Source organism: Ochrobactrum chromiisoli (assembly GCF_026241335.1).
GTDB classification, from domain to species: domain Bacteria; phylum Pseudomonadota; class Alphaproteobacteria; order Rhizobiales; family Rhizobiaceae; genus Brucella; species Brucella chromiisoli.
Genome location: NZ_JAPHAV010000003.1, coordinates 137378 through 160295 on the forward strand (window position 1 = coordinate 137378; position 22918 = coordinate 160295).

The window sequence follows — 22918 nt, forward strand, 5'->3', positions numbered from 1 at the left end:
AGATCAGAATGCCAGCGCGCGGTTGATCGCTGCTTGATTGATCTTCACTGGGTATTGCTTCTGCAATTCACCAACCAGTTGCTCAAGAACATCGTCGGTCAGTGCGTTTGCCAGATATTGCTGTTGTTGCGCAGGAATTGCTTCCGGGCCTGCTGCGGTTGGTTCGGTGACTTCGGTAACCTTGAAAAGGATTTGTCCGTCGTTTGAAACCGCGCCAGCGGTGCCCGTGTGGTTAAGTGGCCCACGGAAAACCTGAGCGGTTGCAGCCGAACCAAAATCCGCATCGTTCGTATTGCGGGTAATGCCGCGCTTGGTCTGCTTTTCAAGCCCAAGCTCTGCTGCAATCGCATCGAGAGTTTCTCCACCATCAAGGCGCTTCTTCAGCTCTGCCATGCGGTCGTTAAGGCGCTTTACAGCTTCTTCGCCTTTCCATTCAGCGATAACCTTGTCTTTGACTTCATCAAGGGTGCGATCACGGGCAGGGGTGATGCCATCGACCTGATACCAGAGGTAACCCGTGTTTCCCAATGTCAGCGCATCATTATCAAAGCCCTGATCCGCCTGAAACGCCGCCGAAATAAGGGCTTGCGAATTTGGCAGATCAACGTTTTTGCCGGTCGGATCGTTGCCTTCTGCATCAACCGCATCAACCGTTACAGATTTGAGATTGAGTGCTTTGGCAACGTCAGCCATGCTGCCGCCTTCCGAACGCTGCTGCTCATAAGCATCATGAATGCCGTTGATGCTGCTGATTGCGATATTGGTCGCAACTGTATCGCGAATTTCTTTTTCGACGTCTGACAGCGCCTTTACATTTGCCGGATTAACCTTCGTAACGCGCAGAATAACAGGACCAAATGCGCCCTTGACCACATCAGTTACGCCACCTTCCGGCAACGCAAAAGCCGCATCTGCGATAACCGCATCAGGAAGTGCCGTTTTCTCGAAAGTTCCCAAAACCAGATCAGCTTCGCTCTTTCCCTGTTCCTTGCCGATATCGACAAAGCTGGTACCGGCAGCGATTTTTTCATGCGCTGCTTTCGCCGCAGCTTCATCGGCAAAATTCAGCTGTTCGATGGTGCGGGTCTCATTGGTGCTGAAGCGGCTTTTGTTCTTCTCATAATATTCTTTGATTTCATCCTGCGTGACGGCGGATGCATCAGCAATATCGGAAGGTTCAAGCTTCACATAGGTGATCTTGCGGTATTCCGGTGCCTTATATTCAGCCTTGTGCTCATCAAAATATGCTTTGACGGCTTCGTCTGACGGTGCAGGAATGGCGTCAGCTTTCTCAGCCGGAACAGTAATATAATCAGCACTGCGGCTTTCGCCCTGATACAGCGCCAGTGCCTTCAGCATGGTGTTTGGCATTTTCAGGCCATCTGTTGATGCTTCAACGATCTGCTGGCGGCGCGCAACCTTTGCGCGGTTATCAAGATAATCCTGCGGGCGGATATTGGACTGGCGGAGCACAGCATCAAACTGCGCACGGCTGAAATTGCCGCTTGCATCTTTAAAGGAAGGATCTTCAGCGGTGAGGCGTGCGATACCGTCCTTGGAGAGGCCAAGCTGCATGTTACGGGCCTGCTCGTCGAGCACGACGCCGGCTGCAAGCTGCGCCAGAACCTGCTGGTCCACGCCAAGCTGCTGAGCTTGTTCCCGGGTCAGACGCTGACGGAACTGTTGCGAGAGCCGCATGAGTTGCTGCTCGTAAGCAAAGCGATAGTCGGACGTGCTTACAGAAGAGTCGCCTGCGCTGATCGCTTCATCAACCTGAAGCTCGCCATTGAACGCATCTGCAATACCCCAGACTGCAAAGCTTAAAACGAGCAAACCGAGAAGAAGCTTAGCAACCCATGATCTGGCGGCATCACGCATACTGTCGAGCATTGGAAACCCTTTAAGAACAAAATAAAGCCTGGCGAAAGATAAAAAGCCGTCACAGGGGATAACCTCAAGCCAGCCCCAGATGCAAGTTCTGATTAGGTTTTGAGCACTAAGAACATTGCAATGAACGACGAATACGCTTAGTCAGTGGCAAAAATTTGCGCTGCTGTAAGGCTATTGAGCAGTTCAACGTCATTAAAGGCGAGGAGAATGACATGACTCCGGGAATCCGCCCGCTGGTTGCTGGCAATTGGAAAATGAACGGTACGGGAGAATCTCTGACAGAACTCCGCGCAATTGCGGCCGGTTTGAGTTCAGATCTTGGCCGTAAGCTTGATGCTGTCATTTGTGTTCCTGCGACATTGTTGTCGCGCGCTGCTGACACGTTGGAAGGCGAAACGGTTGCACTGGGCGGACAGGATTGCCATCAGAAAACCTCCGGCGCGCATACAGGGGATGTTTCGGCGCTGATGTTGAAAGAAGCGGGCGCAAGTCATGTTATCCTTGGTCACTCCGAGCGTCGGACTGATCACCGTGAAGCGAATGAACTGGTTCGCAGCAAAGCAGAAGCCGCATGGAGTGCGGGACTCGTCGCTATCGTCTGTGTCGGTGAAACGGCAGATCAGCGTAAAGCAGATCAAACCCTTGAAGTGATTGGCAGCCAGTTGGCAGTTTCACTCCCCGATGGTGTTCATGCTGAAAACACGATCATTGCTTATGAGCCAGTATGGGCGATTGGTACAGGACTCACGCCAACCGTGCAGGATGTCCGCACAGCACACGCATTTATGCGCGAAAAGCTCATTGAACGTTTTGGTGCGAATGGCGCACATTTGCGTTTGCTTTATGGTGGTTCGGTCAAGCCGGGCAATGCGCCGGAATTGCTGGGCGTCGCTGATGTGGATGGCGCGCTTGTCGGTGGTGCGAGCTTGAAAGCTTCGGACTTCCTAGCCATATGCGAAGCCTATCGTAATTTGTAAGGCGTGCAACACAATCTATTGAGGATGTAGGGCTTGGATTATCACGCAATAGCGTGTAAAGAGCCGCTCTATCTATTTGTATCACAGCGCTGCGGGGTTGTTTCCCGTGGCTGCATTAGTTCAGAGATATAAAGACCTAACCTATGCAGACCATTGTCATTGTCATTCATCTGTTGATCGTTCTGGCGCTTGTTGGCGTTGTGCTCATCCAGCGTTCCGAAGGCGGTGGCCTTGGCATCGGCGGTGGTTCGGGCTTTATGACAGCGCGGGGCGCGGCCAATGCCCTGACCCGCACAACCGCTATTCTGGCGATTGGCTTTTTTGCGACTTCCCTCGCTCTGGGCATTATGGCTCGTTACGGTGAGCGTCCGACTGATATTCTTGATCGTATTCCTGCGACGGGAACGCAGACTCAGCCCGCAGGCGGAACGAATACAGGCGGCGGCATTCTGAATCAGCTTGGCGGCGAATCTTCGCAGACCAATGAGACACAAACGCCTGCGCCTGCGCAGCCTGAAACCACACAGCCACAGGCTCCACAGGTTCCAAATTCGCAGTAAGCGGTTTGAAATATAAAAATTTGAAAGCCGGTCCGTCAGGGCCGGCTTTTTTTATTGGATAAGATACGCGCAGTTAGAGTGCACATTCCGAAAGTGTTGCAAGCAGGCAATAGAGTGCTCTGAATCGTGATGAACTCACGATGCTGTTAATTGAGTAGTGACGCTCTTTACAGTATGCAGGGCTAAAGCCTGGGCGCGATAGTGCGGCAGGCACTTTCCGCATTGCTTGGGTTTTCGGGAACAGATCATGTCTTCACGTTTTATTTTAATGGCGGGCATTGCAAGCCTTTGCATTGGATTTGCCACTCCGGGCTTTGCAGCTGGTGCTGCCGGCGCTGAAGCCGAGCTTGATGCTGCTGCGGCAGGCAATGTTCAGCAGGTCGCAATGGCCAGCGATACCAAAGCAAAGCCTGCAAAGAATAAAAAGAAAAGCGCTTCGAATGCTGGTGCTGCCAAGAAGGTAGGGCTGAATCGCTATAATGTTGATCCGCGTTATAAGGCGCAGACCGTATCATTCTCCGGTTATGAGCCGGGTACGATCGTTATCGACCCTTCGAAGTATTTTCTTTATCTCGTCGAGAGCTCAGGCACTGCGCGCCGCTATGGCATTGCTGTGGGTAAAGTCGGTCTTGAGTTTAAGGGAACCGCAACTGTTAACGCCAAGCGCGAATGGCCACGCTGGATTCCCACCAAGGAAATGATCGAGCGTAATCCTTCGCAATATGGCCGTTACAAGAATGGCATGGATGGTGGTCCGGGCAATCCGCTTGGTTCGCGCGCGATGTACCTGTTTCAGGGTAACAAGGATACCTATATCCGTATCCACGGCACAACGCAGCCATGGACCATCGGTAGCCCGGCTTCAAACGGTTGCTTCCGCATGACCAATGAAGATGTCATGGATCTTTATGATCGAGTCGGGATGGGCGCAAAAGTCGTCGTTCTCTGATATTGGTTTAAAATACCCGAAAGGCCGGGAATTTCCCGGCCTTTTTTCGTGCGCGTGTAACATTGAATGCTACATCGTGTGAGAAGAATTGAGCTTGGTGAAAGCATCCGGTTTTCCCATATGGGAGGCCGATCGGATGTGATTTTGATGGAAAAAGCGCTGGTCGCACTTTTTTTAGTGGCGGAATCAGCAAGAAGGGTCTAACGACATAAGCCCATGGCGCGATATGTATTCATCACAGGCGGCGTGGTTTCTTCCCTCGGAAAAGGCATTGCCGCAGCAGCATTGGCTGCACTCCTTCAGGCACGTGGTTACCGCGTGCGTATCCGTAAACTCGACCCTTATCTGAACGTCGATCCCGGCACGATGTCGCCTTACCAGCATGGTGAGGTGTTTGTGACTGACGATGGTGCGGAAACAGATCTTGATCTGGGTCATTACGAGCGGTTTACCGGTCGTCCCGCCAATCAGCGGGATAACATTACCACCGGTCGCATTTACCGCAATATCATCGAAAAGGAACGCCGCGGCGATTATCTCGGTGCGACGGTTCAGGTCATTCCTCACGTCACGGATGAAATCAAAAACTTCATTCTCGAAGGCAATGACGATTATGATTTCGTGCTGTGCGAAATCGGCGGCACGGTTGGCGATATTGAAGCCATGCCGTTCCTTGAAGCCATTCGTCAGCTTGGCAACGAACTGCCGCGTGGCAGCGCGGTCTATATCCACCTGACCTTGATGCCGTACATTCCAGCGGCAGGTGAACTCAAGACCAAGCCGACGCAGCATTCGGTCAAGGAACTGCGTTCGATTGGTATTGCGCCGGATATTCTTCTGGTGCGTGCGGATCGTGAGATTCCGGCTTCTGAACGCCGCAAGCTTTCGCTGTTCTGTAATGTGCGTGAAAGCGCGGTTATTCAGGCGCTCGACGTCTCGACGATTTATGATGTGCCGATTGCTTATCATAAGGAAGGTCTCGACAATGAAGTGCTGGCGGCATTCGGCATCGAACCGGCTCCGAAGCCACGTATGGAACGCTGGGAAGAAATTTCCCATCTTCTGCACAATCCTGAAGGCGAAGTGACTATTGCCGTGGTCGGCAAATATACCGAACTCAAGGATGCTTATAAGTCGCTGATCGAAGCGCTTCAGCATGGCGGCATTGCCAATAAGGTGAAGGTCAATCTCGACTGGATCGAAGCGGAAGTCTTTGAAAGCGAAGACCCATCGCCGTACCTTGAAAAAGTCCACGGCATTCTGGTGCCGGGTGGCTTTGGTGAGCGTGGTGCGGAAGGCAAGATCCTTGCTGCCAAATTTGCACGCGAGCACAAGGTCCCTTATTTCGGCATTTGCTTTGGTATGCAGATGGCATGTCTCGAAGCTGCGCGTAACCTTGCAGGAATCGAAGATGCGTCTTCGACTGAGTTTGGCCCGACCAAGGAACCTGTTGTTGGTCTGATGACTGAGTGGCTCAAGGGCAATATGCTTGAAAAGCGCACGAAGTCTGGTGATCTTGGCGGCACGATGCGTCTTGGCGCATATGATTCCATACTCAAGGCTGGAACGCGTATTGCCGAAATCTACGGTACGACCGAAATTTCCGAACGTCATCGTCACCGCTATGAAGTGAACGTTGACTATAAGGACCGTCTGGAAGCAAGCGGTCTGGTCTTCTCAGGCATGTCGCCAGATGGTGTTCTCCCGGAAACGGTTGAATATGCGGATCATCCTTGGTTCATCGGCGTTCAGTACCATCCGGAACTGAAGTCACGTCCGTTTGAGCCGCATCCACTCTTTTCCTCTTTCATCGCAGCCGCGATGGAACAGGGAAGACTGGTTTAAAGCTTTTGCGCCCCTTCGGGGGCGCATTTCATTTGTGCGTCTTGTTTTTGTAAGATTTGCACGCCAGATAAGTGCCTTTCAGGCATCTGTAATTGAAGGTTCCCAATCATGACGACCGCTAATCCTACTGTCAAAATCGGCAATGTTACGTTCTCCAACACTGCGCCACTCGCTTTGATAGCCGGGCCTTGCCAGATGGAAAGTCGTGAACATGCCTTCGATATGGCCGGACGTTTGGTGGAGATTACCCAAAAGCTTGGCATGGGGCTCGTTTATAAGTCGAGCTTCGATAAAGCGAACCGCACATCGCTCAGCGCGCAGCGCGGCATTGGTCTGGAAAAGGCGCTCGAAGTTTTTGCCGATCTCAAGAAAGAGTTCGGTTTTCCCGTTTTGACTGACATCCACACCGAAGAGCAATGCGCGACTGTTGCTGAAGTTGTCGATGTCCTACAGATTCCAGCATTCCTTTGCCGCCAGACTGATCTTCTGGTTGCGGCTGCCAAGACGGGCCGCGTGATCAATGTGAAAAAGGGCCAGTTTCTGGCGCCCTGGGACATGAAGAACGTGCTCGCCAAGATCACCGAGAATGGCAATCCGAATGTTATGGCGACCGAACGCGGCGTATCTTTTGGCTATAATACGCTTGTTTCCGACATGCGCGCGCTGCCGATCATGGCTGGCTTTGGTTCACCAGTGATTTTTGACGCGACTCATTCGGTACAGCAGCCGGGTGGGCAGGGCGGCTCTTCCGGCGGTCAGCGCGAGTTTGTTCAAACACTTGCAAGTGCTGCGGTTGCAGTGGGTGTCGCGGGTGTCTTCATTGAGACACACGAGGACCCGGATCATGCGCCTTCAGACGGTCCAAATATGGTGCCGATCGATAAAATGTCCGCACTTCTCGAAAAGCTCATGGCTTTCGACAGAATTGCTAAATCGATTTAAAAATTCATCAGGAATTCACAGGCGGGGGATTTTCCTCCGCCTTTTAATTCTGTAATGAAGTCTCACATCGAATTTCTTCAATGTGTCTCGAACGAAACGAGGCTATCTACAGGGAAGGACTTGCCCCTATGACTGCAATCATCGACATCGTTGGTCGCGAAATCCTCGACAGCCGTGGTAACCCGACCGTCGAAGTAGACGTCGTACTCGAAGATGGTGCTTTTGGCCGCGCAGCGGTGCCATCAGGCGCATCGACAGGCGCACACGAAGCCGTTGAACTGCGTGACGGTGGCAGCCGTTATCTTGGCAAGGGTGTCGAAAAGGCTGTTGAAGCCGTCAATGGTAAGATTTTTGACGCTGTTGCTGGTATTGACGCTGAAAACCAGCTGCTGGTTGATCAGACGCTGATTGATCTTGATGGTTCGCCAAACAAGGGCAATCTGGGTGCAAACGCAATTCTCGGCGTTTCGCTTGCCGTTGCCAAGGCTGCTGCACAGTCAACAGGCCTGCCGCTTTATCGTTATGTTGGTGGTGCCAACGCCCATGTCCTGCCTGTTCCGATGATGAACATCATCAATGGCGGTGCACATGCTGACAATCCGATCGACTTTCAGGAATTCATGATCCTGCCGGTTGGCGCTCCATCGCTTCGCGAAGCTGTTCGTTATGGTGCGGAAGTTTTCCACACGCTCAAGAAGCGTCTGAAAGATGCCGGTCACAACACCAATGTTGGTGATGAAGGTGGTTTTGCTCCAAATCTGTTGAGTGCAGAAGCTGCTCTCGATTTCGTGGTTGAGTCGATTGAAAAGGCTGGCTTCAAGCCGGGTGAAGATATTGCTATCGGTCTCGATTGTGCTGCGACCGAATTCTTCAAGGACGGCAACTACGTCTATGAAGGTGAAAACAAGACCCGCGATCCAAAGGCTCAGGCAGAATATCTTGCCAAGCTTGCTGCCGATTATCCAATCGTATCGATTGAAGACGGTATGGCAGAAGACGACTGGGAAGGCTGGAAATACCTCACCGACCTGATCGGCAAGAAGTGCCAGCTCGTTGGTGACGATCTTTTCGTAACCAACTCCGCTCGTCTGCGTGATGGTATCAAGATGGGCGTTGCCAACTCGATCCTCGTGAAGGTGAACCAGATCGGTTCGCTGAGCGAAACGCTGGATGCTGTCGAAACCGCGCACAAGGCCGGTTACACCTCGGTTATGTCGCACCGTTCGGGTGAAACAGAAGATTCGACCATCGCTGATCTTGCCGTCGCAACCAACTGCGGTCAGATCAAGACTGGTTCGCTGGCGCGTTCTGATCGTACTGCAAAGTACAATCAGCTTATCCGCATCGAAGAAGAACTTGGCAAGCAGGCGCGTTATGCAGGCCGTAGCGCACTGAAGTTCCTCTAAGGATCTCTCTTTAATAAAAAAACGGCGGCTTATGTGCCGCCGTTTTTGTTTGTCCTGTCCTTAGGCCTCTTCTTTGTGGAGCATCATCACCACCACAGCCATCATGCAGGGAAGACAATAGAGCAGGGCACCCAATTGCGTGTTGAGCGGGTTTTCCTTGGCTTGCCATGCCATAAACCAATCACCCGCAACGACCATAAAGCCAAGGCCCCAAACTGCGATTGCGCACAAAGCTCCCAGCATCGCCCATGCTTTGCCTCTGGCGAAAGCTGCATAGTCTTTACCAAGGTTTGTTCCCATCTTGAGAACGCCGATCATTGCCAGAATTCCTGCAAGTGTTTCCATTGCGGTAATACCGGCAAGGCCAACATAGGGTGCCCAACCGGCGGTAATCGAGCGCCAGGTCAGAGCCGGATTTCCATAAGTGTCGGCCATGGATAAGAGCGGCGCAACGGCATTCTGAGCAGTGCCCGAAAAATCGGCGGTGTTGTTCAGAAAGCTGAATAAACCCCATAAGGCGGGGAACAGAGCCATGATGATGCATGCAAGGCGCTTTACCAATTTTTCGGTTGCCATTTTTTCTTCCTATATCTGAGTATAAAATAACAATTATTCTATATTTGTTTTTAATTGTTAAAATATCACTCTTATCATTTAAGTTAAAGATATTTGCCTTATTTAATTCCCTATGTCGATTTTCGATTTCTTAAATTCTGATAAAATATATTGGCAATTTATGATTAATATTTAAGTTGTTTCTTACTTAAGGTGATGATTTAATGTCAGCGTTAAACTGAATTGGATTGATGTCGAATTGTGGTGGCCGTGCTTGCACGCTGAAGCCGCCCCTTTGAAAAAATGCACCTGGATGGCTCGTCATCCTTTGGATGGTAAAGCTCTGTTAAGCAAAATAATGCTTCATAGTGGAAATCGGATAGACGGCTTTAATTCAGAATCAAAACCGTCGTGAGCGTCCGGGAAGGAAGCCGAAATGTGGACCAAGCAGAAACGTAAATCTATTCGCGGCCGATTTGTGCTGCCCGTTTTGACGGCTGCGTTTCTGAGCTATTTCGGTTTTCACGCCTATCATGGCGAATTTGGTCTCTATTCTCGTATTCAGCTCGAACAACAGAAAAGCCTTCTGACGCAGCAGCTTGAAAAGGTGACTGCCGATAGAACTGCGCTTGAAAAGCGAGTCACGCTTCTTCGTGATGGGACGATTGAAAAGGACATGCTTGACGAGCAGGCACGCAGAGCGCTTAATCTCTCCCACGCTGATGAAATGACAATTATCATTTCTCGGGAAGATCGATCAAATTAACTGAAATCCAGTTAATTGTCTTTTTGTGATATGTTTTTAAGGGCTTGGCGGCATAGCAGCTATGCTCTACGTGCATATTGTATCTTGTAAATTGCCCGTATAACGTCACAATAGAACGACAATCGTAGAGCGCCGCGCGTCCTTTGTGTGCGTGAAAGGGCTCTGATAATTTGAATCGACGCATGTTGCTTTCAAAATCGATGCTGGTTTTGGGTGCATGCTATAGGGAGCGAGATATGGCACCGAAGGCTAATAAAGCGTCGGCTGGAAAATCGCAGGCGTCTTTTGGGAATGTTCCCAAGACACCAGCACCGGCTGATTTCAATAAAGAGCAGGAACTGAACGCCTACCGCGAAATGCTGTTGATTCGCCGTTTCGAAGAAAAGGCCGGTCAGCTTTACGGTATGGGTTTCATTGGTGGCTTCTGTCACCTTTATATTGGTCAGGAAGCTGTCGTCGTCGGTATGCAGACAGCACTTAAGGAAGGTGATCAGATTATCACCTCCTATCGTGACCATGGTCATATGCTGGCAACTGGCATGGAAGCGCGTGGCGTTATGGCAGAGCTCACCGGCCGCCGTGGGGGTTACTCCAAGGGCAAGGGCGGCTCCATGCACATGTTCTCCAAGGAAAAGGGCTTTTACGGCGGCCACGGTATCGTTGGTGCTCAGGTTCCTCTTGGAACAGGTCTTGCCTTTGCGAATAAGTATCGCGGCAATGACAATATCTCGGTTACCTATTTCGGTGATGGCGCTGCCAATCAGGGCCAGGTCTATGAAGCGTTCAACATGGCATCGCTGTGGAAGCTTCCGGTGATCTACGTGATCGAAAACAACCGCTATGCAATGGGTACGTCAGTTTCGCGTTCATCCGCTGAAACGGATTTCTCAAAGCGCGGTGTTTCGTTCAACGTTCCGGGCATCAAGGTTGACGGTATGGATGTTCGCGCCGTTGCTGCTGCTGCGGAAGCGGCTGCTGAATGGGCACGTGCTGGCAAGGGTCCGCTGATCCTTGAAATGGAAACCTATCGTTATCGCGGTCACTCAATGTCCGATCCTGCGAAGTATCGCTCGAAGGATGAAGTGCAGAAGATGCGTTCCGAGCACGATCCGATTGAACAGGTTAAACAGCGCCTGATCGAAAAGAACTGGGCCACTGAAGAAGAGCTGAAAGAAATCGACAAAGAAGTCCGCGACATCGTGGCTGATTCTGCCGAATTCGCTCAAAACGATCCAGAGCCGGATGTTTCCGAGCTCTACACGGATATTCTGCTCTAATTCGGGAAAGGTGTTGACATGCCCGTAGAAATTCTCATGCCCGCCCTTTCTCCAACCATGGAAGAAGGCAAGCTTTCCAAATGGGTGAAAAAGGAAGGCGACAAAGTTACATCCGGTGATGTGATTGCCGAAATCGAAACCGACAAGGCAACGATGGAAGTCGAAGCTGTTGATGAAGGCACAATCGGCAAGATTCTCATCGAAGAAGGCACGGAAGGCGTGAAGGTTAATACGCCGATTGCTATTCTGCTCGGTGAGGGTGAAAGCGCCTCCGACATCGGTTCCGCACCTGCTGCAAAAGCAGAGGCACCGAAGGAAGAAGCAAAAGAAGCGCCAAAGGCTGAAGAAAAGAAAGCCGATAGCGTGCCTGCTGCTCCAAAGGTTGAAGTTGCATCTGATCCAGATATTCCAGCCGGTACAGAAATGGTTTCGATGACGGTGCGTGAAGCACTGCGCGATGCCATGGCCGAAGAAATGCGTCGTGACGACGATGTCTTCATCATGGGTGAAGAAGTCGCTGAATATCAGGGCGCCTACAAGATTACGCAGGGTCTTCTTGACGAATTCGGCCCACGCCGCGTTGTCGATACCCCGATCACTGAGCATGGCTTTGCTGGTATCGGTGTCGGTGCTGCTATGGCTGGCTTGAAGCCAATCGTCGAATTTATGACCTTCAACTTCGCCATGCAGGCGATTGACCAGATCATCAATTCGGCTGCCAAGACGCTCTATATGTCGGGTGGTCAGATGGGCGCACCAATGGTGTTCCGTGGCCCTTCGGGCGCTGCTGCGCGCGTTGGTGCACAGCACTCCCAGTGCTATGCCGCATGGTACAGCCAGATTCCGGGCCTCAAGGTCGTCATGCCTTATTCGGCGGCTGATGCGAAGGGTCTTCTCAAGGCTGCAATCCGTGATCCAAATCCGGTCATCTTCCTTGAAAACGAAATTCTCTACGGTCATCATTTCGATGTACCGAAGCTGGATGATTTCGTGCTGCCAATCGGCAAGGCCCGCATTCATAAGCAGGGCAAGGACGCGACCATCGTTTCGTTCGGCATCGGCATGACCTATGCGGTCAAGGCTGCTGACGAACTGGCTGCACAGGGTATTGACGTTGAAGTCATTGATCTGCGCACCATCCGTCCAATGGATATTCCAACGGTTGTTGAATCGGTCAAGAAGACCGGTCGTCTCGTCACCGTTGAAGAGGGCTTCCCGCAGTCTTCCGTTGGTACGGAAATTGCCACCCGCGTCATGCAGGAAGCTTTCGATTATCTCGATGCGCCAATCCTGACGATTGCTGGCAAGGACGTTCCGATGCCATATGCGGCAAATCTCGAAAAGCTGGCTCTGCCAACTGTAGCAGAAGTGGTGGAAGCGGTGAAAACCGTGACCTACACCGCCTGAGGAGGTACTGGACATGCCGATTAAGATCACCATGCCAGCGCTTTCGCCAACCATGGAAGAAGGCAATCTTTCCAAGTGGCTGGTCAAGGAAGGCGACAAGGTAACGTCCGGCGATGTGATCGCCGAGATCGAAACCGACAAGGCGACGATGGAAGTCGAAGCTGTCGATGAAGGCACTGTTGCCAAGCTGGTCGTTCCTGCGGGTACGCAGGGCGTGAAGGTCAACGCGCTGATCGCAATTCTCGCCGAAGACGGCGAGGATGTTGCTGAAGCTGCGAAAGGCGGCGATTCTGCTCCTGCACCAAAGGCCGAAACGCCTAAGGAAGAGCCGAAGAAGGAAGCTGCGCCTGCGGCAGCTTCGGCTCCTGCAAAAGCTGACGCGCCAGCGGCTGCACCGGTAGAAAACAAGGGTGAGCGCGTTTTCGCGTCCCCGCTTGCTCGTCGCATCGCCAAGGATGCAGGCGTTGATGTTGCGGCTGTAAAAGGCACTGGTCCTCATGGCCGTGTTGTTCAGCGTGACGTTGAAGCTGCAATCAAGTCCGGCGGCACGAAAGCTGCATCGGCCGCACCACAGGGAGCGGCATCGGCTCCAAAGCCTCAGTCGGATGATGCCATCCTCAAGCTCTTTGAAGAAGGCACATACGAAATTGTTCCTCATGACGGTATGCGCAAGACTATTGCCCGCCGTCTGGTCGAATCGAAGCAGACTGTTCCGCATTTCTATCTGACCATCGATTGCGAACTCGATGCGCTTCTGGCTCTGCGTTCGCAGATCAATTCGGCTGCGCCGCTTATCAAGACAGAAAAGGGCGAGGTTCCGGCCTACAAGCTTTCTGTCAATGATCTGGTGATCAAGGCTGTTGCTCTTGCACTGCGTGATATTCCTGAAGCCAACGTCTCATGGACCGAAGGCGGCATGATCAAGCACAAGCGTGCGGATGTCGGTGTTGCTGTGTCCATTCCAGGCGGTCTGATTACGCCAATCGTGCGTCAGTCAGAATCGAAGACGCTGTCTGCCATCTCCAATGAGATGAAAGACCTTGCCAAGCGTGCGCGTGATCGCAAGCTCAAGCCTGATGAATATCAGGGTGGTTCGACCTCTGTGTCCAACCTCGGCATGTTCGGCGTGAAGGACTTTGCCGCGATCATCAACCCACCACATGCGACGATCTTCGCAATTGGTGCCGGTGAACAGCGCGCAGTGGTCAAGAACGGTGAAATCAAGGTTGCGACGGTTATGTCCGTCACCCTTTCCACCGATCACCGTGCGGTTGATGGCGCTCTGGCTGCTGAACTTGCACAGGCCTTCAAGCGTCACATCGAAAACCCGATGGGTATGCTGGTCTGATATGATTGAACGCCGCGTGTTGTCTGACATGCGGCGTTTGCTTATTTGTAAGCCGACAGAGGTCGGCGATCCGGGAATGCGCACCGCTAAGAATATGCGTATGATGCCGCTTCCCGTTTTCTGATAGATCAAAGGCAGGATAAAATGGCCGACATCTACGACGTTATTATCATTGGATCGGGACCGGGCGGTTATGTCACGGCTATCCGCGCAGCGCAGCTTGGTCTTAAGACCGCGATTGTCGAGCGCGAACATCTGGGTGGAATTTGCCTCAACTGGGGTTGTATTCCAACCAAGGCGCTGTTGCGTTCGGCGGAAGTGCTGCATCTGGGTGAACATGCCAAGGATTACGGCCTCAAGCTTGAAGGCTCGATCAGCGCTGATGTGAATGCAGTTGTTGCGCGTTCGCGTGGCGTGTCGGCGCGTCTGAATGGTGGCGTTGCCTATCTGATGAAGAAGAACAAGATCGACGTGATCTGGGGCGAAGCCAAGCTCGTTAAGGGTGCTTCCGGCAACACGCCAGCAGAGATTTCGGTCGGTAAATCATCGAAGCAGCGGATGCAGCCGCAAAATCCGGTGCCAAAGGGCGTGCTGGGCGAGGGCAGCTACAAGGCCAAGCACGTGATTGTTGCAACCGGCGCACGTCCTCGTTCGCTGCCGGGCATTGAGCCGGATGGCAAGCTGATCTGGACCTATTTTGAAGCGATGGTGCCGCAGGCGCTGCCAAAGTCGATGGTGGTGATGGGGTCCGGTGCTATCGGCATTGAATTTGCATCTTTCTACAATGCCATGGGCGTTGATGTGACGGTTGTTGAATTGATGCCAAACATTATGCCAGTTGAAGATGTGGAAATTTCCACCTTCGCGCGCAAGCGTCTGGAAAAGCTTGGTCTCAAGATCATCACCGAAGCCAAAGTGACCAAGGTCGAGAAGGGCACGGATTCCGTGACCGCTCACATTGAAACCAAGGACGGCAAGGTTGAAAAGCTCACCGTTGATCGTCTGATTTCAGCTGTGGGCGTTCAGGGCAACATTGAAAATCTCGGTCTTGAAGCGCTTGGCGTGAAGACAGATCGTGGTTGCGTCGTCATTGATGGCTATGGCAAGACCAATGTCGAAGGCATTTACGCGATTGGTGACGTTGCCGGTCCTCCGATGCTCGCTCACAAGGCTGAGCATGAAGGTGTGATTTGCATTGAAAAGATTGCCGGCCTGCCGAATGTTCATTCGCTTGATAAGCTGATGATCCCGGGCTGCACCTATTGCAATCCGCAGGTTGCATCGGTTGGTCTGACGGAAGCCAAGGCCAAGGAACAGGGCTTTGACATTCGTGTCGGTCGTTATTCCTTCTCGGCAAATGGTAAGGCCATTGCGCTGGGTGAAGATCAGGGGCTGGTCAAGACGATTTTTGATAAGAAAACCGGGCAGCTGCTTGGCGCGCACATGGTTGGCGCGGAAGTGACCGAACTTATTCAGGGCTTTGTCGTTGCGATGAACCTTGAAACCACGGAAGAAGAGCTGATGCATTCGGTCTTCCCGCATCCAACCCTTTCTGAAATGATGAAAGAAAGCGTTCTGGATGCCTATGGGCGTGTGCTGAACGCATAACGAAGAGGTGGTCACATTCCGCTGATTGATAATGGAGGGCCATGGCGGCGCGCCGCATGGCCCATGATTAAATGGTGTACCGTTGGTGGTCTTGCGCTTGGCTTTGCTGTCGGGAGCTTGAGCCTGATCGGAGGAAACACCATATCGGTCAATGGAATGGCGATTGCTGGCTGGTACGGCGTCTGGACACTGGCCTTTGCACTCGGATTTGGCGGACTTCTGTTTGGCCTGATCTGGGCACTGGTGTTCAGAGCATTAGGAATGGCGGCGAGACGGTAAGCCGCAGTATATTGACGATGTCTCCGGGCGTGCCAAGTTGACAGGGTAGAAGCCAGAGATTACGAACCGGACCCAATTTAGAAGCGTTTCAGATTTGTGATAGCTTCGGATAGGCAGGAAACAGCATGGTTACAGTTCTCGACACGGTGAACCAGAGACGTCTTCGTCATCCGGAGAAGGCACATCGTCCGGACAATGAAATCCTGAAAAAGCCGGAATGGATCCGCGTTAAGGCTCCTGTTTCACGCGGTTATAATGAAACGCGTGAGATTGTTCGTTCGAACAAGCTTGTGACCGTTTGCGAAGAAGCCGGTTGCCCGAATATTGGCGAGTGCTGGGAAAAGAAGCACGCAACCTTTATGATTATGGGTGAAATCTGCACGCGCGCCTGTGCGTTCTGTAATGTTTCAACCGGCATTCCGAAGGCTCTCGATCCGAATGAGCCGGAAAGTGTAGCACGAGCCATCAAGCAGATGGGCCTTACCCACGTTGTGATCACTTCTGTTGATCGTGATGATCTGGCCGATGGTGGCGCGCAGCATTTTGCCGATGTCATTCGCGCGATCCGCGAGGCAACACCGAAGACCACGATTGAAATTCTCACACCTGACTTTCTTCGCAAGGAAGGCGCGCTTGAAATCGTGGTCAAGGCCCGCCCCGATGTGTTCAATCACAATCTGGAAACGGTTCCGTCGAAATATCTCAAGGTTCGTCCGGGCGCTCGTTATTTCCATTCGATCCGTCTGTTGCAGCGCGTGAAGGAACTCGATCCGACAATCTTCACAAAATCCGGGATCATGGTCGGTCTTGGCGAAGAGCGGAACGAAATCTTGCAGCTTATGGATGATCTTCGTTCGGCTGACGTGGATTTTATGACCATCGGTCAGTATCTGCAGCCAACCCGCAAGCACCATCCGGTGATCCGCTTCGTCACGCCAGACGAATTCAAGTCTTTTGAAACGATTGGCCGTACCAAGGGCTTCCTGCTGGTAGCGTCCAGCCCGCTGACGCGTTCATCACACCATGCCGGTGATGATTTCGCGAAGCTCAAGGCTGCGCGCGAAGCGCAGGTTGCAGTACAGGCTTAAATTCGCATGCCGCAATTCACCAACGTCAGACGCGTTCATCACAGGGCAGACGAAATGTTTGCCCTGGTTTCGGACGTGGAAAAATATCCGCAATTTTTGCCGATGTGTGAGGCTTTGTCCGTTCGTTCTCGTAAAGAGAAAGACGGCAAGACGCTTCTGATTGCCGATATGACGGTGGGCTATAAGCTGATCCGCGAGACGTTCACCAGCCAGGTGCTTTTGAAGCCTGAAGAAAACGTCATCGACGTGAAATATGTCGATGGTCCGTTCCGCTATCTCGACAATCGCTGGACTTTTAAACCGGTTGGGAACGGTTCGGAATGCGATGTCGAGTTCTTCATCGATTATGAGTTCAAAAGCCGCACGCTTGGGCTTTTGATGGGGTCAATGTTCGATCTGGCGTTCCGCAAGTTTTCGGAAGCCTTTGAGAAGCGCGCCGATGCGATTTACGCTTAAGAATTAAGCGCTTCTAAAACCAGTCCCAGCGCGGACAGCACTGTTTCGTGACGAATATCTTCGCGCGATTTTTCACCAAAGCGGCATTCTTTATGCAACGTGGCAAAGCCTTTGCGTGCGCTGGCAATATGCACGAGGCCGACTGGCTTTTCAGTTGATCCGCCGCCCGGACCGGCAATGCCTGTCACAGCAATGCTGATGCCTGCGCGGGAGTTGTGAAGCGCTCCTTCCGCCATGGCGATTGCCACTTCTTTTGAAACCGCGCCCAAACGATTGATCAATTCCATCGGAACGCCGATCATTTCATTCTTGGCTTCATTGGAATAGGTGACAAAGCCGCGATCCACCACATCGGACGAACCGGCAATATCGGTGAGTGCTGCCGCGATCAGCCCGCCGGTGCAGGATTCAGCTGTCGCAATCATAATGCCGTGTTTGCGACAAGCATTGAGTACGTCGGTGGCTTGAGCTTCCGCAATAAGCGTCATTCTGGCACCTCGCCGGGATAAATCACAGTTGCTGTTACAATAGCGGCAATGCCTTCGCCACGGCCAACAAAGCCCATCTTCTCGTTGGTGGTTGCTTTGACAGATACACGATCCTGCGAAATTCCAAGCATGTTGGCCATGGATTCCATCATTGCGGGGCGGTGGGGGCCGATCTTTGGTTCTTCTGCGATGATCGTCACATCGGCATTGGCAATGCGGCCACCCGCTTCACGCACGATCTTGACCGCATATTCAACGAAGATGTGCGATGCGGCACCTTTCCATTGCGGATCGGATGGCGGGAAGTGCGTGCCGATGTCGCCTGCGCCGCGTGTGGCAAGAAGCGCATCAGTCAGGGCATGCAGAGCCACATCGGCGTCCGAATGACCATTCAGTTTCCTGTTATGCGGAATGGCCACGCCGCAAAGCGTGACATGATCGCCGGGTTCAAAGCTGTGAACATCATAGCCATTGCCGGTGCGAATATCTGGAAATGAAGTCATACCTTGCCTCAAACGTTTATCGGCCATTTCAATATCTTTGGCCCATGTCAGTTTTGTATTGTCGGGGGAACCTTCAATGATGCGCACGGGCAGGCCAAAAGCCTCTGCAATGGATGCATCATCGGTAAAGTCTGAGCGGCCGCTAAGATATGCCTTTTCATGCGCATCAAGGATTGGCGCAAAAGGAAAAGCCTGCGGGGTTTGCGCGGAAAAAAGACCAGCTCGTGGAACTGTTGTTTTTACGGTTCCATCACTGGCCGATTGTTTCAGCGTGTCGGATACAGCAAGTGCTGGCAATACGCCTTCTGTTGGTGTCAGCGTGCCGAATATGCCTTCAAGAAAACTCTGGTTGATGAAGGGGCGCACACCATCGTGAATAAGCACATAGTGCGGTGCATCGTTTTTCAGTGCCAGCAATCCAAGCCGTGTTGATTCCTGTCGCGTTGGGCCGCCAATGACGACACGCACGTTTGAATAGTGCCCGGTGATGGCATTTTCATAGAGATTGCGATCATCGGCATGAATGACCACGATGATCTCCTCAATCGCAGAGCATTGCGCAAAAACCCGCAGTGTGCGCGAAAGCACGGCTTCGCCGCCGATGCGCCGATATTGTTTCGGCCCTTCGATGCTTTGTCCTGCCCGTTCGCCGCGTCCTGCGGCTACGATCACTGCTGCTGCCCGTGAAATCTCGCTCGCCTCTGCCAAAAGATTCATCTCGTTCAATGCCGAATAATGCCTTGCGCAAATAATTGCCACACCGCAATGGATTTATCCGCATGAGCATGCGCTTTTCCTTGCGTTCAACACGTCAAATGATTAAAGTGTGTGCTAATTGCATCATGCACACCAAATGAGCATATCTTGATCACTCCTCTCGGTCAGCCTTTAAGCATAGGCAATGTGGTTGTTCCAAACCGCATATTTCTGGCGCCTATGTCCGGCGTTTCTGATCTTCCATTTCGAAAACGTGCCGCCGAAGCCGGTGCGGGAATGGTTGTTTCGGAAATGGTTGCAAGCGCTGAACTCTGCAATCGTCATAAGGAAAGCCTGTTGCGTCTCTCCGGTGAGGGGCTTGGCACGCATGTGGTGCAGCTTGCTGGTCGTGAAGCGCATTGGATGGGCGAGGCAGCCAAGATCGCTGAAGGCGAGGGCGCTGATATTATCGACATCAATATGGGGTGCCCTGCCAAAAAGGTAACGGGTGGCTATTCCGGTTCTGCGCTGATGCGCGATCTGGACCATGCGATGACCTTGGTTGAGGCAACCGTGAATGCTGTGAAAGTGCCGGTTACGCTCAAAATGCGTCTTGGCTGGGACGAAAACAGCATCAATGCGCCGGAACTTGCAAAGCGCGCCGAGGATGCGGGCGTTATGATGGTGACAGTGCATGGGCGTACGCGCTGCCAGTTCTATGAAGGCAAAGCCGACTGGGATGCCATTCATGCGGTGCGCGATGTCGTGAAGATCCCACTGGTTGCCAATGGCGATGTGTCATCATTGGAAGATGCGGAAGAATTGCAGCGCCGTTCGGGTGCTGATGCGGTGATGATCGGGCGTGCGTCTTATGGCCAGCCATGGCTTGCGGGATTGATTGCGGGCAGCGACTTTGCACCGCGATCAGATCAAGAGATTCTTTCTTATATTATAAGACATTACGAAGATATGCTCGACCATTATGGCAGCAAGACCGGCATTCGCCATTCAAGAAAACATCTTGGTTGGTATCTGGAACCTCATGCGGGTGAAGCATTCTCTCACGCAGATAAGGCTGAAATCATGACGCTCACTGATCCTCAAGCGGTTATCGCGGCGCTTTCCCGCGTTTTTCTGCATGAAGCAGACAGAAAGGTCGCATGATGGGTGGTCGAGGAGACATGAACGGTATTCCAGCAATCATTCTGGATGCGATCAATCAGCCTGTGATTATGGTCGGTGCCGACAATCATATTGTCTATGCGAATATGGATGCGGAACAGTTTTTCCGCTCAGGCTCTTCCATTTTGGCGCGCAATCGTCTCGAATCCTTTTTGCCTTTCGGGAGCCCTTTGCTGGCTCTGGTGGATCAGGTGCGCACAGCGCAAGTGCCGGTCAATGAATATCGCGTCGATATTTCATCGCCCAAACTGGGTGCCGAACGTATTGTCGATCTTTATGTTGCGCCGGTTATCGAAACGCCGGGGGCAGTGGTTATTCTGTTTAAAGAAAAGACCATGGCGGAGAAAATCGACCGCCAGATGACCCATCGGGGCGCTGCACGGTCGGTGACAGGCCTTGCTTCCATGCTGGCGCACGAGATCAAGAATCCACTTTCTGGCATTCGTGGCGCAGCGCAATTGCTTGAACAGGTTGTTGGCGATGAAGATCGCCCGCTGGCTCGACTGATTACCGACGAAACGGATCGTATTGTGAAGCTTGTCGATCGCATGGAAGTGTTTTCCGACGAACGTCCAATCGAACGCACGGCGGTCAATATTTATTCGGTGCTGGACCATGTGAAGACATTGGCGCGCAACGGTTTTGCGCGGCATATCCGTTTTATTGAGGAATATGACCCGTCATTGCCGCCAGTTTACGCCAATCGCGACCAGCTGGTGCAGGTATTTCTCAATTTGGTGAAAAATGCTGCGGAGGCACTGGGTGATAGCGAAGGTGCGGAAATTACGCTCTCGACAGCGTATCGTCCGGGGATTCGCCTGCAAGTGCCGGGTGCGAGTGATCGGGTGGCTTTGCCCCTGGAGTTCTGCGTGCAGGATAATGGTCCGGGCGTGCCAGAGGATATGCTGCCGCATCTGTTTGATCCGTTTGTGACGACCAAGACCAATGGATCGGGGCTTGGATTGGCGCTGGTTGCCAAAATCATTGGCGATCATGGCGGGGTGATTGAATGCGACAGCCATCCATCGCGCACCACATTCCGTATTCTTATGCCGCAGTGGAAAAGTTCTGCCGATAATATGTCTGCAAAGACAGGAGACAAAGCATGATAGCCGGACGTCCGACAGGAACGATACTCGTCGCAGACGACGATGCTGCAATTCGTACAGTGCTAAATCAGGCATTGTCGCGCGCAGGTTTTGATGTTCGGGTTACGTCCAATGCGGCCTCGCTCTGGCGCTGGGTCGCGGCTGGCGATGGCGATCTGGTGATTACAGACGTCAATATGCCGGATGAAAATGCCTTTGATCTGTTGCCGCGCATCAAGAAAATGCGCCCTGATCTGCCGATTGTGGTGATGAGCGCGCAGAATACATTTATGACTGCGATCCGCGCTTCGGAAGCGGGGGCGTATGAATATCTGCCAAAGCCTTTCGATCTGACGGAACTGATCAATATTGTTGGGCGCGCGCTTTCCGAGCCAAAGCATAAGCCTGTTGCGGTTGTTCCTGATGAGCAGTCGGAACATATGCCACTGGTCGGTCGCTCGCCTGCAATGCAGGAAATCTATCGCGTCTTGGCGCGCATGATGCAGACAGATCTCACCATGATGGTGACAGGTGAGTCGGGTACGGGCAAGGAACTGGTAGCGCGCGCGCTTCATGAATATGGTCGCCGTCGCAAAGGGCCATTTGTGGCTATTAATATGGCTGCAATTCCGCGCGATCTGATCGAATCTGAACTGTTTGGCCATGAAAAAGGTGCCTTTACCGGGGCGCAAAACCGCTCCAGCGGTCGTTTTGAGCAGGCCAATGGCGGCACACTGTTTCTTGACGAAATTGGCGACATGCCGATGGAAGCGCAGACGCGTCTGCTACGCGTGCTACAGCAGGGCGAATATATGACGGTTGGTGGCCGCACACCGATCAAGACCGATGTGCGGATCGTGGCTGCAACCAACAAGGATTTGCGCCAGCTCATCGCGCAGGGGCTTTTCCGTGAAGATCTCTATTATCGTCTGAATGTTGTGCCTTTGCGCCTGCCACCACTTCGTGAGCGCAGCGAAGATGTGCCCGATCTCGTGCGCCATTTCTTTAAGCGGGCAGCGGAAGAAGGGTTGCCAGAAAAGCGTATCACCGCGGCAGGCTTTGATATGATGCGCCGTTATCCTTGGCCGGGTAATGTGCGTGAGCTCGAAAACCTGGTGCGCAGGCTCGCCGCGCTTTATCCGCAGGATGAAATATCTCCCGAAATCATTGAAGCCGAGCTTAAGTCTGAGCTTGCCAAGCCGGATGCCCCGGCAGTTGTTTCGGGTGATCTGGAAAACATAACCATCTCGCAGGTGGTGGAGCAGAATATGCAACGCTACTTCGCATCATTTGGTGCGGATCTGCCGCCGCCAGGGCTTTATCATCGTGTGCTTGCCGAACTGGAATACCCGCTGATTCTTGCATGTCTTACGGCAACGCGCGGCAACCAGATCAAAGCGGCTGAGATTCTCGGGCTTAATCGCAATACGTTGCGCAAGAAAATCAGAGAACTTGGCGTCAACATCTATCGCGGCGCCAAGCAATAAGCCGCCGTTGGTGAACGCACGATAATTTCGCGAAATTTGATCAGTGCGCCTTTTGATCTGATTTATCAGATCGGCGCTCTTGTTTGGTGTTTGTGCATTATCCAGCATAAGGCCGCGTCGC

Annotated in this window: 21 protein-coding genes; 17 read left to right on the plus strand and 4 right to left on the minus strand. The window is 52.5% G+C overall.

All coding sequences use genetic code 11. The features are described 5' to 3' along the window. Nucleotides 1-3 precede the first annotated feature (3 nt). Nucleotides 4-1890, minus strand: a complete 1887-nt coding sequence (locus OPR82_RS09895) for a peptidyl-prolyl cis-trans isomerase (RefSeq protein ID WP_265984625.1) — start codon at nt 1888-1890, stop codon at nt 4-6. A gap of 212 nt (nt 1891-2102) precedes the next feature. Here OPR82_RS09895 and tpiA point away from each other — a divergent pair, with 212 nt between their 5' ends. The 6 genes from tpiA (at nt 2103) to eno (ending at nt 8569) form a co-directional block, all read left to right on the plus strand. Continuing rightward, nucleotides 2103-2867 (plus strand): triose-phosphate isomerase, encoded by a 765-nt coding sequence (gene tpiA / locus OPR82_RS09900; protein WP_265984626.1) that lies wholly within the window; start codon nt 2103-2105, stop codon nt 2865-2867. Nucleotides 2868-3010: 143 nt separating this feature from the next. Then, nucleotides 3011-3427 (plus strand): preprotein translocase subunit SecG, encoded by a 417-nt coding sequence (gene secG / locus OPR82_RS09905; protein WP_265984627.1) that lies wholly within the window; start codon nt 3011-3013, stop codon nt 3425-3427. Between the two features lie 247 nt (nt 3428-3674). Further along, a complete protein-coding gene (locus OPR82_RS09910) occupies nt 3675-4376 on the plus strand; it encodes a L,D-transpeptidase (RefSeq protein ID WP_265984628.1) in 702 nt (233 codons plus the stop codon). 216 nt (nt 4377-4592) lie between these two features. Next, nucleotides 4593-6221 (plus strand): CTP synthase, encoded by a 1629-nt coding sequence (locus OPR82_RS09915; RefSeq protein WP_265984629.1) that lies wholly within the window; start codon nt 4593-4595, stop codon nt 6219-6221. 108 nt (nt 6222-6329) lie between these two features. Then, entirely contained in the window at nt 6330-7163 is an 834-nt protein-coding gene (kdsA, locus tag OPR82_RS09920) for a 3-deoxy-8-phosphooctulonate synthase (protein ID WP_265984630.1), read from the plus strand. Between the two features lie 128 nt (nt 7164-7291). After that, a complete protein-coding gene (gene eno / locus OPR82_RS09925; protein WP_265984631.1) occupies nt 7292-8569 on the plus strand; it encodes a phosphopyruvate hydratase in 1278 nt (425 codons plus the stop codon). Nucleotides 8570-8629: 60 nt separating this feature from the next. Here eno and OPR82_RS09930 read toward each other — a convergent pair whose 3' ends face one another. Beyond that, nucleotides 8630-9145, minus strand: a complete 516-nt coding sequence (locus tag OPR82_RS09930; protein ID WP_265984632.1) for a DUF2165 domain-containing protein — start codon at nt 9143-9145, stop codon at nt 8630-8632. A gap of 415 nt (nt 9146-9560) precedes the next feature. On the opposite strand from OPR82_RS09930, the gene OPR82_RS09935 reads away from it, so the two are divergent. The 8 genes from OPR82_RS09935 (at nt 9561) to OPR82_RS09970 (ending at nt 17353) form a co-directional block, all read left to right on the plus strand. Next, nucleotides 9561-9890 (plus strand): FtsB family cell division protein, encoded by a 330-nt coding sequence (locus OPR82_RS09935; RefSeq protein ID WP_265984633.1) that lies wholly within the window; start codon nt 9561-9563, stop codon nt 9888-9890. Nucleotides 9891-10126: 236 nt separating this feature from the next. Further along, complete coding sequence (gene pdhA, locus OPR82_RS09940; protein ID WP_265984634.1) at nt 10127-11167, plus strand: pyruvate dehydrogenase (acetyl-transferring) E1 component subunit alpha; 1041 nt, start codon at nt 10127-10129, stop codon at nt 11165-11167. A gap of 18 nt (nt 11168-11185) precedes the next feature. Further along, on the plus strand, nt 11186-12574 hold the full coding sequence (locus OPR82_RS09945; protein WP_265984635.1) for a pyruvate dehydrogenase complex E1 component subunit beta: 1389 nt from the start codon (nt 11186-11188) through the stop codon (nt 12572-12574). Between the two features lie 13 nt (nt 12575-12587). Beyond that, on the plus strand, nt 12588-13922 hold the full coding sequence (locus OPR82_RS09950; protein WP_265984636.1) for a pyruvate dehydrogenase complex dihydrolipoamide acetyltransferase: 1335 nt from the start codon (nt 12588-12590) through the stop codon (nt 13920-13922). Nucleotides 13923-14066: 144 nt separating this feature from the next. Then, on the plus strand, nt 14067-15530 hold the full coding sequence (lpdA, locus tag OPR82_RS09955; protein ID WP_265984637.1) for a dihydrolipoyl dehydrogenase: 1464 nt from the start codon (nt 14067-14069) through the stop codon (nt 15528-15530). Nucleotides 15531-15593: 63 nt separating this feature from the next. Then, nucleotides 15594-15809, plus strand: coding sequence for a hypothetical protein (locus OPR82_RS09960; RefSeq protein ID WP_265984752.1), 216 nt, complete (start codon nt 15594-15596; stop codon nt 15807-15809). A gap of 125 nt (nt 15810-15934) precedes the next feature. Then, nucleotides 15935-16897, plus strand: coding sequence for a lipoyl synthase (gene lipA / locus OPR82_RS09965; RefSeq protein WP_265984639.1), 963 nt, complete (start codon nt 15935-15937; stop codon nt 16895-16897). A 6-nt stretch (nt 16898-16903) separates the two neighbouring features. Further along, nucleotides 16904-17353 carry a type II toxin-antitoxin system RatA family toxin gene (locus OPR82_RS09970; RefSeq protein WP_265984640.1) on the plus strand — a complete coding sequence of 150 codons (450 nt, stop codon included), beginning with the start codon at nt 16904-16906 and terminating at the stop codon, nt 17351-17353. Here the strand turns inward: OPR82_RS09970 and OPR82_RS09975 are convergent. Both OPR82_RS09975 and OPR82_RS09980 read right to left on the minus strand, forming a co-directional pair. Continuing rightward, on the minus strand, nt 17350-17841 hold the full coding sequence (locus OPR82_RS09975) for a CinA family protein (RefSeq protein WP_265984641.1): 492 nt from the start codon (nt 17839-17841) through the stop codon (nt 17350-17352). The genes OPR82_RS09970 and OPR82_RS09975 overlap by 4 nt on opposite strands. Beyond that, entirely contained in the window at nt 17838-19061 is a 1224-nt protein-coding gene (locus tag OPR82_RS09980) for a bifunctional 2-C-methyl-D-erythritol 4-phosphate cytidylyltransferase/2-C-methyl-D-erythritol 2,4-cyclodiphosphate synthase (RefSeq protein WP_265984642.1), read from the minus strand. The genes OPR82_RS09975 and OPR82_RS09980 overlap by 4 nt, the downstream gene beginning before the upstream one ends. 150 nt (nt 19062-19211) lie before the next feature. On the opposite strand from OPR82_RS09980, the gene dusB reads away from it, so the two are divergent. Genes dusB through ntrC form a run of 3 tightly spaced genes read left to right on the plus strand, consistent with a single transcriptional unit; the run spans nt 19212 to nt 22797 of the window. Next, on the plus strand, nt 19212-20204 hold the full coding sequence (gene dusB, locus OPR82_RS09985) for a tRNA dihydrouridine synthase DusB (protein ID WP_265984742.1): 993 nt from the start codon (nt 19212-19214) through the stop codon (nt 20202-20204). Then, nucleotides 20204-21331, plus strand: coding sequence for a two-component system sensor histidine kinase NtrB (locus tag OPR82_RS09990; RefSeq protein WP_265984743.1), 1128 nt, complete (start codon nt 20204-20206; stop codon nt 21329-21331). Before dusB ends, OPR82_RS09990 begins: the two co-directional genes overlap by 1 nt. Then, nucleotides 21328-22797: a nitrogen regulation protein NR(I) gene (gene ntrC / locus OPR82_RS09995; RefSeq protein WP_265984643.1), complete on the plus strand. Its 1470-nt coding sequence runs from the start codon at nt 21328-21330 to the stop codon at nt 22795-22797. The genes OPR82_RS09990 and ntrC overlap by 4 nt, the downstream gene beginning before the upstream one ends. The last annotated feature ends 121 nt before the right edge of the window (nt 22798-22918 follow it).